Origin of the sequence: Microbacterium sp. UBA7513 (assembly GCF_002478345.1) — a bacterium.
Lineage (GTDB): Bacteria > Actinomycetota > Actinomycetes > Actinomycetales > Microbacteriaceae > Microbacterium.
Window position 1 is genome coordinate 9181 of the sequence record NZ_DLNJ01000029.1, and the last position, 11916, is coordinate 21096.

Sequence of the window (11916 nt, forward strand, 5' to 3'; positions counted from 1 at the left end):
GATCACCGCGTCGAAGCAACACGACCCTCAAGGCGCGCCGAGACCTCCGGATTTGCAGGCCCCGCGCGCCGAATCGCCCTAGGATATGGAGCATGGCGACCAGAACGACTTCCCCCGCTTCTGGTACCGGAAAGCGCTCTGCCTCTAAGGCGGCCTCCAAGGCGAAGGGCGGTTCCGGACAAGCGGGGACCGAAGACCCCGGGACAAACGTTGTCACCGGTGCGTGGAGGGGAGTGGCCCACATGGCCGGAAACCGTGCGCGAAAGATCCTCAGTGACGAACCGGACGAGCAGTCACCGACGAAGAGGGACGGCACGGCCTTCTTCCTCGTCGGGCTCTCGATCGTCATCGCCGCCTTCGAATGGTGGAACATCCCCGGCGCGATCAGCGATGTGGTCCGCAACGTCGTCGAAGGCACCTTCGGCCGCGTCGCACTCGCCCTGCCGGTGGTCTTCCTCGCCTATGCGATCCGCCTCTTCCTCCGCGGCGACGACAACCGCGGCAACAACCGGATCCTCATCGGCATCGTCCTGCTGCTCCTCTCGGCGGCCGGACTCGCCCACATCGCCGCGGGCAACCCGAGCTTCGTCAACTCCCGCGAGGCGATGGCCAACGGCGGCGGAGCGCTCGGCTTCGTCATCTCCTCCCCGCTCGTCATCGCCACGACCGTCTACGTCGCCGTCCCCCTGCTCGTCCTCCTCGGACTCTTCTCCCTCCTCGTCGTCACCGCGACCCCGGTCCGCGCGATCCCGACCCGGCTCACCGCGCTTTACCAGCGCCTGACCGGCGGAGCCCGGCCGACCCCGAACGCCGAGGATGCCGACACCGCCGAGGCGAACTCGACCGATCTCGTGGCCGAGAACACCCATACCTCGAGCCTCAAACCGGTCATGGGCGCCAAGCGCCGCAGCCGGAAGAAGAAGACCGAGATCCCCGAGCTCGACACCCCCGTCGACGACGACCTCGCCGACAAGGCCTACGACAAGGCCTACATCCGCGAAGAGGAGGTCTCCGACGAGGAGGCCGCGACCACGGTCATCGAGACCGAACCCCAGTTCAAGCCCGGGGAGCGCCGCCCGACGAAGGCCGAACGCGAGGCCTCGGCGCTCAAGAAGGCCATCGGCATGGAGGACGCGCCGACCGTCGCGCACACCGCGAACTCCGCTGCCGCCTCGGCGCCGGTGCCGACGACAAACACCCCGGCACCGCCCCCGACCGAGCAGCTGCCCGAACGCGTCGAACAGCTCACCCTCGCCGGCGACGTCACCTACACCCTGCCGAACTCGGACTACCTCGTCCCCGGACCGCCCGCGAAGGAGCGCTCCGAGGCCAACGACCGCGTCGTCGAGGCCCTGCGCGACGTCCTCGAGCAGTTCAAGATCGACGCCCAGGTCACCGGGTTCTCCCGCGGACCCACGGTCACCCGGTACGAGGTCGAACTCGGTGCGGACACGAAGGTCGAGAAGGTCACCGCGCTGTCGAAGAACATCGCCTACGCCGTGGCCAGCGCCGACGTCCGCATCCTCTCACCGATCCCCGGCAAGAAGGCGATCGGCATCGAGATCCCGAACTCCGACCGCGAGAACGTCGCCCTCGGCGATGTGCTCCGCTCGAAGGCCGCCCGCAAGACCGACCACCCGATGGTCATGGGCGTGGGCAAGGACGTCGAAGGCGGATTCGTCGTCGCCGACCTCTCGAAGATGCCCCACCTCCTCGTCGCCGGTGCCACCGGTGCCGGTAAGTCGAGCTTCGTCAACTCGATGATCACCTCGATCATGATGCGCGCGACCCCCGACGAGGTGCGCATGATCCTCGTCGACCCCAAGCGCGTGGAGCTGACGATCTACGAGGGAATCCCGCACCTCATCACCCCGATCATCACTAACCCGAAGAAGGCCGCCGAGGCGCTCGAATGGGTCGTGCGCGAGATGGACGCCCGCTACGACGACCTCGCGAACTTCGGCTTCAAGCACATCAAGGAGTTCAACAAGGCCGTCCGCGAGGGCCGCGTGCAGGTGCCGCCCGGGTCCGAGCGGGTCCTCCAGCCCTACCCGTACCTCCTCGTCGTCGTCGACGAGCTCGCCGATCTCATGATGGTCGCCCCCCGCGACGTCGAGGCCTCGATCCAGCGGATCACGCAGCTCGCCCGCGCCGCCGGCATCCACCTCGTGCTCGCCACCCAGCGTCCCAGCGTCGACGTCGTCACCGGCCTCATCAAGGCCAACGTGCCCTCCCGGCTCGCGTTCGCGACGTCCTCGCTCGCCGACTCCCGTGTCGTCCTCGACCAGCCCGGTGCGGAGAAGCTCATCGGGCAGGGTGACGCCCTGTTCCTGCCGATGGGTGCGGCGAAGCCGATGCGCGTCCAGGGTGCGTGGGTGAATGAGTCCGAGATCGAGAAGGTCGTCGAGCACGTCAAGGGCCAGCTCACCCCGAACTACCGCGAGGACGTCGCCGTCGAGGCGCCGAAGAAGCAGATCGACGAGGAGATCGGCGACGACCTCGAACTCCTCCTCCAGGCCGCCGAACAGGTCGTCACCACCCAGTTCGGGTCGACCTCGATGCTCCAGCGCAAGCTCCGTGTCGGCTTCGCGAAGGCCGGTCGCCTCATGGACCTCATGGAGTCCCGCGGCATCGTCGGCCCCTCCGAGGGATCGAAGGCCCGCGACGTCCTCGTCCGCCCCGAGGATCTGCCGGCGACCCTGGCCGTCATCAAGGGGGAGACCCCACCCGCCGAGGCGGCAGGTCCCTCCGCGGGTGCCTCGGCTGCCGATGACTTCGCCGAGGACTTCGACGACGACTACGGTGACTCCGGCGACGAGTACGGTGCGTCCGATGACAGTCGGGGGACCGCCTCGGCGAGGGAGGACCGTTACGGCAACGGCGTCGGCCATGCCGAGGATCTGCGGGTCGGCGACATCGACCCGGAGACGGGACTCGAGGTCGTCGAGGCCTCGGGAGAGGACGCCTGGCAGCTCACCGGCCGCTGAGGCCACGGGCCGCTGTGAGGCGGCCGGCATAACGATTGCGGAGTCGATCGCCTACGATGGGCGGTCGGCTCCGTCTCATTGCCTGGGGTCTCCGATAGGGTTGAGGTGTGAACGATCGAGCTGAGACCCCACCCGAGGCCGCCCCGAGCAACTGGAACCTCCCCAACGCGCTGACGGTCGTGCGGATCCTGCTCGTTCCCGTCTTCCTCGTCTTGCTTCTGGGCGACGGCGGGCAGAACATGACGATGCGGTGGTGGGCGCTCGCGGTGTTCCTCCTGGCGATGCTCACCGACAAGATCGATGGTGACCTCGCCCGCAAGTACAACCTCATCACGGACTTCGGCAAGATCGCCGACCCGATCGCCGACAAGTCGCTCATGGCAGCGGCTCTCATCGGCCTCGCCGTCGTCGGCGAGGTCCCGTGGTGGGTGCCCGTGATCATCCTCGTGCGGGAACTCGGCATCACGGTGCTGCGGTTCTTCATGATCCGCATCGCCGTCATGCCCGCCTCCCGCGGCGGCAAGATCAAGACCGTCCTCCAGACCGTGGCGATCGGCCTCCTGCTCCTGTGGAAGCCGCTCGCGTTCCTCGTGCCCGGGACCGTCGCCGTCGTCCTCCTCGTCATCGCGTGGCTCGTCCTCGTCGCCGCGATCATCGTCACGATCGTCACCGGCGTCGACTACTGCATCCAGGCGGCGAAGCTCGCCCGCGCCGCGCATGCGGGGGAGGCAGGCGCACCTGCCGGCAATGCGGACAGCGGCGGCAACCTCGGCGAACGCAACCCTGGTGGCACTCGCGATGACGGCACTCCGGGCCAGTCACAGTCCGACGATGGCCGCTGACCTTCTCGCGACGTGCCGGGGCATCATCGCCACGTGCACGCGGCTGGGACTCTCGGTCGCCTCGGCGGAATCGCTCACCGCGGGACGCTTCATCTCCACTCTCGTCGACGTCCCCGGCGCCTCCGCGGTCGTCCGCGGGGGACTCGTCACCTATGCCACCGACCTCAAAGCGACCCTTGCCGGGGTCGATGCCGACCGTCTCGAGGAGACCGGACCCGTCGACCCGCACGTCGCCGCGGAGATGGCCGTCGGAGCCGCTCGCGCCTGCATCGCCGACATCGGGGTCTCGTGCACCGGGGTCGCCGGACCCGATCCGCAGGACGGCAAGGAGGTCGGACTCGTCTTCACGGCTGTCGCCTTCGGCTCCCGAGCAGAAGTCCTCGAGCATCACTTCACGGGGGACCGGGAGGCGATCCGGCGGGCCACGGTCGAGACCATGGTCGAGCGCCTCGGCGAGTTCACGACGAAACTCGCCTTCGGTCCCGGCGGTGAATGAGCGCGGAATAAGTTCCCTGTCTCAGCGGTTGTCTCATCAACATGACATACGCACTGAAATGCCACCGTGCCGGTTTCTCCGAAAGGACTGGCAATACCCCGATCTCACCCGCCCAGGTTGGCGCGTCCGCGCGGCCGGGCTGTAAAGTTGAATGCACGATCGCGCGAGCAAAGGGAGGGACGCACAATGTTACTGAGAGTTGAAATCGGCGACGCCCTGCGTTCCGCTCGCCGCCGTCAGGGACGGACGCTGCGCGATGTCTCCACGGGAGCCAGCGTCTCGCTCGGCTACCTCAGCGAGATCGAACGCGGACAGAAGGAAGCCTCTTCCGAACTCCTGTCGGCGATCTGCGAAGCCCTCGATCTCCCCGTCTCGGCGCTGCTCACCGAGGTCTCCGATCGCTTCGCCCTGGCAGAGGGCGTCGAGATCCCGGACACCATCCCGCAGGAGCTCTCGGACAAGATCCTCGGACACCCCGGCGGATATCCGTCTCCGCGGCTGGCAGCCAAGCCGTAATGCGCCACACCCTCTACTGGACCCTCATGAATGAGGAGTTCGGTGAGGCTCGCGCGGCCTCACTCCACACCGACCTCACCCTGAGCAGCATCGGGTCGATCACCGCCGCCGAGGCGTTCCGTCGCGGCATCGAACCCCGCGACATCTGGATCGCCGTGTGCGATTCGATGGGCGTCCCCGATTCCCGTCGCCTCGGCAAGGAGAAGCCCCGGTCGACGCCGTTCTGACCTCATCCGGGGCTGCGGCATGCCTGGTGGTTCGGACAGATCTTCGCCCGACACGCCGACATATATCGAACACCTGTTCCCATATGGGCTATGCTGGTGAGCGAATCACGGGACCTGTGACCACGAGTGGCCGACTGTCCACAGGGGAGAATCCTCCTCTGTCCTCATGTCAGTGCCGTCTTCTAGCGTTGGTCTCACAGGAAACGACACCTTAGGAGAGGTCATGGCGCGTACACCCAAGAACCTGCAGATCCCCACCGGCGGCGACAAGTCGAAGGCCCTCGACGCCGCCCTCGGACAGATCGACCGCAACTACGGCAAGGGCGCGATCATGCGCCTCGGCGAAGGAGTCCGGGAGCCGATCGAGTCGATCCCGACGGGTTCGGTCTCCCTCGACATCGCCCTGGGCATCGGCGGTCTCCCGCGCGGCCGCGTCGTCGAGATCTACGGTCCGGAGTCCTCCGGTAAGACGACCGTGGCCCTCCACGCCGTCGCGAACGCGCAGAAGGCCGGCGGCATCGCTGCGTTCATCGACGCCGAGCACGCCCTCGACCCCGAGTATGCGAAGAAGCTCGGCGTCGACACCGACCAGCTGCTCGTGTCCCAGCCCGACACCGGTGAGCAGGCGCTCGAGATCGCCGACATGCTCATCCGCTCCGGCGCCCTTGACATCATCGTCATCGACTCGGTGGCGGCGCTCGTGCCCAAGGCCGAGATCGAGGGCGAGATGGGCGACTCCCACGTCGGTCTGCAGGCCCGCCTCATGTCGCAGGCGCTCCGCAAGCTCACCGGTGGGCTCAACCAGACCAACACGACGATGATCTTCATCAACCAGCTGCGCGAGAAGATCGGCGTGTTCTTCGGCTCGCCCGAGACCACCGCCGGTGGTAAGGCGCTGAAGTTCTACGCCTCCGTGCGTATGGACATCCGCCGCATTGAGACGCTCAAGGACGGCACGGACGCGGTAGGTAACCGCACCCGCGTCAAGATCGTCAAGAATAAGATGGCCCCGCCGTTCAAGCAGGCGGAGTTCGACATCCTCTACGGCGTCGGTATCTCCCGCGAGGGCAGCCTGATCGACTTCGGTGTCGAGCACGGGATCGTCAAGAAGTCCGGATCCTGGTACACCTACGACGGCGATCAGCTGGGCCAGGGCAAGGAGAACGCGCGAACGTTCCTGCTCAACAACGCCGACATCGCCTTGGCGATCGAGAGTCAGATCAAGCAGAAGCTCGGTATCGGCGGCCCGGCCGCGGCTCCGGGTGCTGATGAGCTGGCTGAGCGTCGCCCGGCCTGATGAGTGATCAGCGTGGGGGCGATTCCGAGCGGATCGCCCCCATCATCCCTCTCTTCGGCGGAGCTGCGCGCACCGAGCGTCCGGCTGATAGCGGGGCAGACGACCCGTCGTCCGCTCGGCCTGTGCGGTCTGGGTCGCAGGCGGACGCTGCGGGACTCTGGCGCTCGACGTGGCACGAGCCCGCGCCCGCAGGATCATCGTCGGCTGACGATGGTTCCCCCAGCGCCCGGCACCCCGCTCGTGGTGCCTCGACGCGAGCCGCTTCCGTGGGCGGGAAGACCACCAGGTTGCGCGCCGTCGGCGGCGTGTCCCGAGCGACAGAAGAGGGAACGGACGCAGAGAGCGACGCGTCGGCGGAGGAGATCCGAACGACGGCGGAGGAGTCGTTGGTGCGGAAGCTGCGAACGCGGTCGCTGTCGATCTCCGAGGCCCGGCTGGTGTTGAAGGGACACGGACTCGCCACGGACGCCATCGACGACGTGATCGACGACTTCGTACGGCGGGGTTACCTCGACGACGCCGTGCTCGCGGAGCTCCTCGTGACGGCCGGTGTCGAACGCAAGGGGCAGGGCCGGGTCGCCCTCTCCCGAGCGCTGTCGCAGCGGGGCATCCCCCGTGAGGTCATCGACGCGGCTCTCGACGAGCTTCCCGACGACGACGCCGAGCGGGCGCTGGAGTTCGCCCGGACCAAGGCCCGCTCCATGGGACGTCTCGATCCGGACGCGGCGCTTCGCCGATTGGTCGGACAGCTGGCTCGCCGCGGGTACGGGGGAGCGGTCGCCATGAACGCGGCGAAGACGGCGCTGCGGGAAGCCTCGTTCGGCGGGGGCCCCTCCGGCGTCCGGTTCGTGGATTCCGACTGACGGTTCGCACGCGATCGGCTCTCGGTGACGCTCGTACAATGGGAGCATCATGACTATCCCCCGCAGCGAACCGACGATCATCAGCGCGTCGTCGGCGGCCGTCGACGACGACGGGCGCCAGCGATCCTACGAAGTGCGCACCTTCGGCTGCCAGATGAACGTCCACGACTCCGAGCGTCTGTCCGGATCCCTGGAGAGCGCCGGCTACATCCGCGCTGAGGCCGGAGCCGAAGCCGACGTGGTGATCATCAACACCTGCGCCGTCCGAGACAACGCCGCCGGGAAGCTGTACGGCACCCTCGGGCACCTGGCCGCCGTCAAGCGCCGCAAGGCCGGGATGCAGATCGCCGTCGGCGGCTGCCTGGCGCAGATGGACAAGCAGGCCGTGCTTGACAAGGCTCCCTGGGTCGACGTGGTCTTCGGCACGCACAACATGGGGTCCTTGCCCGGTCTCCTGGAGCGCGCGCGCCACAACGGCGATGCCGAGCTCGAGATCCTCGAGTCCCTCGAGGTGTTCCCGTCGACCCTCCCCACCAAGCGCGACTCCGCGCACAGCGGCTGGGTGTCGATCTCCGTCGGCTGCAACAACACCTGCACCTTCTGCATCGTCCCGAGCCTCCGGGGCAAGGAGAAGGACCGTCGGCCGGGAGACATCCTCAACGAGATCCGCCTGCTGGTGGAAGACGGCGCCATCGAGGTGACGCTCCTCGGGCAGAACGTGAACTCGTACGGGGTGGAGTTCGGCGACCGTCAGGCGTTCGGCAAGCTCCTCCGTGCCGCCGGCGAGATCGAGGGCCTCGAGCGCATCCGCTTCACGAGCCCGCATCCCGCCGCCTTCACGGACGACGTGATCGACGCGATGGCGGAGACGCCCGCCGTCATGCCGCAGCTCCACATGCCGCTGCAGTCGGGGAGCGACCGGATCCTCAAGGCGATGCGCCGTTCCTACCGCAGCGAGCGCTTCCTGGGCATCCTCGACCGCGTCCGCGAGCGCATCCCGCATGCGGCCATCACGACCGACATCATCGTCGGCTTCCCCGGCGAGACCGAGGAGGACTTCGAGGAGACGATGCGCGTCGTCGAGCTGTCGCGCTTCTCCGGCGCCTTCACCTTCCAGTACTCGATCCGTGAAGGGACCCCGGCGGCGACCATGCCCGACCAGGTGCCCAAGGAGGTCGTGCAGGCGCGCTACGACCGGCTGATCGCGCTCCAGGAGCGCATCTCGCTCGAGGAGAACCAGAAGCAGGTCGGCCGTGAGGTCGAGGTTCTCGTGTCCACGGGCGAAGGCAAGAAGGACACGGAGACGCGTCGCCTCACCGGGCGGGCGCAGGACAACCGGCTCGTGCACTTCGAGGTCACTCCCGGGTCGGAGCTGCCGCGGCCGGGTGACGTCGTCACGGTGACGGTGACGCACGCCGCGCCGTTCCACCTCCTCGCCGACGACCCGACGGGTGCCCCGCTCCGCATCCGCCGGACGCGCGGTGGCGACGCCTGGGATCGGGGACAGGCCGAGTCGTGCGCCGTGCCGGCACCGAGCGACGGCGCTCCGCGCGCTGTCTCCCTCGGCCTGCCGACCCTCCGCATCGGAGTGTGACCGCGCCTCGGCTCTGGGCCGTCGTCGGCGCGACCGGCACGGGGAAGAGCGATCTGGCGCTCGATCTCGCCGAGGAGCTCCGACAGCGCGGCAACCCGGCGGAGATCGTCAACGCCGATGCCATGCAGCTCTACCGCGGCATGGACATCGGCACCGCGAAGCTGTCGGTCGCCGAACGTCGCGGCATTCCGCACCACCTCTTCGACGCGCGAGAGGTGACGCAGGACGCCGCCGTGGCCTGGTATCAGCCTCTTGCACGAAAGGCTGTGCAGCGGATCCACGCGGCAGGCGGCGACGCGATCCTCGTCGGCGGATCAGGACTCTACGTCTCGAGCGTCGTCTACGAGTTTCACTTTCCGCCTCGGGACCCCGCCATCCGCGCGCGTCTGGAGGAGGAACTGGATCGTGATGGTGTCGAGTCGCTGCTCCAGCGGCTGCGTGTGCGCGATCCGGAGGCCGCGGCGCGGGTGGACCCGCGCAACGGGCGACGCGTGGTCCGGGCCCTCGAAGTCGTCGAGCAGGGGAGTGCGACGCACGGAGCGGCACTGCCGGAGAGACCCACACTCTGGTATCCGCACACGCGTCTGATCGGGCTGCACGTGGATCGGGGCGAGCTCGTCGCCCGCCTCGATGCGCGCGTGCGTCGGATGTGGGAGCACGGCCTGGTGGCCGAGGTCGCCGGGCTGCGGGACCGCGGTCTGGAGCGGGGGACGACAGCCCCGCGGGCGATCGGATACGCGCAGGCGCTCGCACAGCTGGACGGACGCTCCACCGCCGAGGAGGCGATCGCCGAGACGCAGGCGCTCACGCGGCGCTACGCACGTCGGCAGGTGTCGTGGTTCAAGCGCTACCCGGAGCTGGAGTGGGTGACGCCACCCGTGGCCGTCGCCGACCTGTTGCGGGACTGACCGCGATGTCGGTGGCCCGTGCGAGCATGCGCGTATGGCCACTCACTACTTCACCGCGTCCAGCCTGGACGGCTTCATCGCCACTGCCGAGCATTCCCTGGACTGGCTGCTGAGCCAGGATATCGACATGGAGGGCCCGATGGCGTACCCCGCCTTCGAGAAGAGCATCGGTGCGCTCGTGATGGGGGCATCCACGTTCGAGTGGGTCATGCGCCACGAGGAGGGCCGCTGGACGTACACGCAGCCTACGTGGGTGCTGTCGCATCGTGATCTCACGGTGCCGGAGGGGGCCGATGTCCGGGTGACGAGTGCCGACATCCGCGACGTGCACGCGGCGATGCTCGACGCCGCGGGTGGCAAGGATCTCTGGGTGGTCGGTGGGGGAGACCTCGCCGGGCAGTTCGCCGACGCGGGGCTGCTGGACGAGGTCTGGGTGCAGTACGCACCGGTGACCCTCGGCAGCGGGGCCCCGCTGTTGCCGCGGCGACTCGATCTGGAACTGATCGAGGTGGCCCGCAACCGCAGCTTCCTCTGCGGGCGCTATCGCGTCGCAGGAGCCGCTGCTGGGCCTTCGGCTCCCTAGACTGGTCGCATGGTCGCATTCACCAAGGGGCACGGTACCGGCAACGATTTCATCATCATCGCCGACCCCGATGGCGGGCTGGAGCTGACCGCGGAGCAGGTCGCGGTGCTTTGCGATCGGCATTTCGGGATCGGCGCCGACGGGGTGCTGCGCGTCGTGCGATCCTCCGCTATCCCGGAGGGTGCAGCGGCCCTGGCAGAAGAGCCGGATGCCGAATGGTTCATGGACTACCGCAACGCGGACGGTTCCGTGGCCGAGATGTGCGGCAACGGGATCCGCGTCTTCGCCCACTACCTCGTCCGCTCCGGTCTCGCGGCGATCGAGCCCGGCAGCACGCTTCCGATCGGCACCCGAGCGGGGATCCGTGACGTCACGCGCAGCGTGAGCGGCTATCAGGTCGACCTCGGCGCGTGGAAGCTGTCGGGAGACGACCCGCTGGTGCGCGCGGACGGGCTGACCGTCACCCGTCCGGGCCTGGGGATCGACGTCGGGAATCCGCACGTCGTGGTGGCGCTCGCGTCCGACGCGGAGCTCGGCCTCCTCGAACTCACCCGCACGCCCGAGCTGGAGCCGGCTCCGCCCGCGGGAGCCAACGTCGAGTTCGTGGTGCCCGGTGAGCCCCTCGTGCGCGACGGCATCGGGCACGTGCGGATGCGTGTGTTCGAGCGCGGGGTCGGAGAGACGCTGAGCTGCGGAACGGGCGTCGCCGCCACGGCTCTCGCTGTGCGCTACTGGGCCGGCGCTCAAGCCCCGGACAACTGGCAGGTCGAGGTTCCGGGCGGCACACTGGGCGTCCGCATGTTCCCCGCCGAAGACGGGGAGCACGTCGCGCTGTCCGGGTCGGCGCAGCTCGTCTATCAGGGCGAAGTCGATCTCGCCTGAGGCCGCCGAGCGGCGGAATTCTCAGACGACGTCGATCGGCTCCGTCGGGGGCGTTCCGTGCTTTCGCACCTTGAGGATGCGGTAGCCCTTGCCGGTCGCCGTCCGGAAGACGCTGTAGCCGGGCTGGAAGGTCGCCGCGATCCAGCGCTGCAGGGAGTCGGCGCCGAGGTTCCGCTGCACGACGAGCCACGCATCGCTGCGCTCGTCGAGCCTCGGGATCCACTTCTCCAGCAGACCGTGCAGCTCGTTCTTCCCGACCCTGATCGGAGGGTTGGACCGGATCGTGCGAAACGTGACATCGGCGGGAACATCCTCGGGCAGTGCCGCGTTGACATTGGTGAGGCCGAGGGCGGCGGCGTTGCGACGCACGAGGTCCAGAGCCCGCTCATTCACATCGACCGCCCAGACGGTCGCGTGCGGTGCGGCCAACGCCATCGACAGGGAGATGGGCCCCCACCCGCTGCCGAGGTCGAGAAGATGACCTCCGGGAGGAACGGGAGGCATGTTGGCGAGAAGCACTGCGGTGCCGGCGTCGAGTCGATCAGGGCTGAAGACACCACCCGCGGTGGTCACTTCGAGCTCACGTCCTGCCAGGGATACGCGGATCTTGCGCAGGTTCTCGGGGCTAGCCGGGGCCGCAGTGAAGTAGTGGTCGGACCCCATACGGTGAGCGTACCGGACGGCGCGGGCTAAGGTTAAGGCTCGCGAGGAAACCAGAGAC

Annotated in this window: 12 protein-coding genes; 11 read left to right on the forward strand and 1 reads right to left on the reverse strand. The window is 68.3% G+C overall.

Features of this window, described 5'->3' with window-relative positions; genetic code table 11:
- Positions 1-242 precede the first annotated feature (242 nt).
- The 11 genes from B2W79_RS15115 to dapF all read left to right on the forward strand — a co-directional run bounded on the left by B2W79_RS15115 (position 243) and on the right by dapF (position 11195).
- On the forward strand, positions 243-2987 hold the full coding sequence (locus B2W79_RS15115; protein ID WP_292790822.1) for a DNA translocase FtsK: 2745 nt from the start codon (positions 243-245) through the stop codon (positions 2985-2987).
- Positions 2988-3094: 107 nt separating this feature from the next.
- A complete protein-coding gene (pgsA, locus tag B2W79_RS15120) occupies positions 3095-3829 on the forward strand; it encodes a CDP-diacylglycerol--glycerol-3-phosphate 3-phosphatidyltransferase (protein WP_280559496.1) in 735 nt (244 codons plus the stop codon).
- Positions 3819-4325: a CinA family protein gene (locus B2W79_RS15125; protein WP_063250564.1), complete on the forward strand. Its 507-nt coding sequence runs from the start codon at positions 3819-3821 to the stop codon at positions 4323-4325. Before pgsA ends, B2W79_RS15125 begins: the two co-directional genes overlap by 11 nt.
- A 147-nt stretch (positions 4326-4472) precedes the next feature.
- Positions 4473-4841 (forward strand): helix-turn-helix domain-containing protein, encoded by a 369-nt coding sequence (locus B2W79_RS15130; protein ID WP_373270486.1) that lies wholly within the window; start codon positions 4473-4475, stop codon positions 4839-4841.
- Positions 4841-5068, forward strand: coding sequence for a DUF3046 domain-containing protein (locus B2W79_RS15135; protein WP_063250563.1), 228 nt, complete (start codon positions 4841-4843; stop codon positions 5066-5068). The genes B2W79_RS15130 and B2W79_RS15135 overlap by 1 nt, the downstream gene beginning before the upstream one ends.
- A gap of 223 nt (positions 5069-5291) precedes the next feature.
- Positions 5292-6365 carry a recombinase RecA gene (gene recA / locus B2W79_RS15140; RefSeq protein ID WP_414683553.1) on the forward strand — a complete coding sequence of 358 codons (1074 nt, stop codon included), beginning with the start codon at positions 5292-5294 and terminating at the stop codon, positions 6363-6365.
- Between the two features lie 389 nt (positions 6366-6754).
- Entirely contained in the window at positions 6755-7228 is a 474-nt protein-coding gene (locus B2W79_RS15145) for a regulatory protein RecX (protein WP_292790836.1), read from the forward strand.
- Positions 7229-7277: 49 nt separating this feature from the next.
- Positions 7278-8822 carry a tRNA (N6-isopentenyl adenosine(37)-C2)-methylthiotransferase MiaB gene (gene miaB / locus B2W79_RS15150; protein ID WP_292790838.1) on the forward strand — a complete coding sequence of 515 codons (1545 nt, stop codon included), beginning with the start codon at positions 7278-7280 and terminating at the stop codon, positions 8820-8822.
- Positions 8819-9730 (forward strand): tRNA (adenosine(37)-N6)-dimethylallyltransferase MiaA, encoded by a 912-nt coding sequence (gene miaA / locus B2W79_RS15155; RefSeq protein WP_292790840.1) that lies wholly within the window; start codon positions 8819-8821, stop codon positions 9728-9730. Before miaB ends, miaA begins: the two co-directional genes overlap by 4 nt.
- 34 nt (positions 9731-9764) lie before the next feature.
- Positions 9765-10313 carry a dihydrofolate reductase family protein gene (locus tag B2W79_RS15160; RefSeq protein WP_071328438.1) on the forward strand — a complete coding sequence of 183 codons (549 nt, stop codon included), beginning with the start codon at positions 9765-9767 and terminating at the stop codon, positions 10311-10313.
- Positions 10314-10322: 9 nt separating this feature from the next.
- Positions 10323-11195 (forward strand): diaminopimelate epimerase, encoded by an 873-nt coding sequence (gene dapF, locus B2W79_RS15165; RefSeq protein ID WP_292790845.1) that lies wholly within the window; start codon positions 10323-10325, stop codon positions 11193-11195.
- A gap of 21 nt (positions 11196-11216) precedes the next feature.
- On the opposite strand, the gene B2W79_RS15170 is transcribed toward dapF, so the two are convergent.
- Positions 11217-11858 (reverse strand): class I SAM-dependent methyltransferase, encoded by a 642-nt coding sequence (locus tag B2W79_RS15170; RefSeq protein ID WP_292790847.1) that lies wholly within the window; start codon positions 11856-11858, stop codon positions 11217-11219.
- Between the last annotated feature and the right edge of the window lie 58 nt (positions 11859-11916).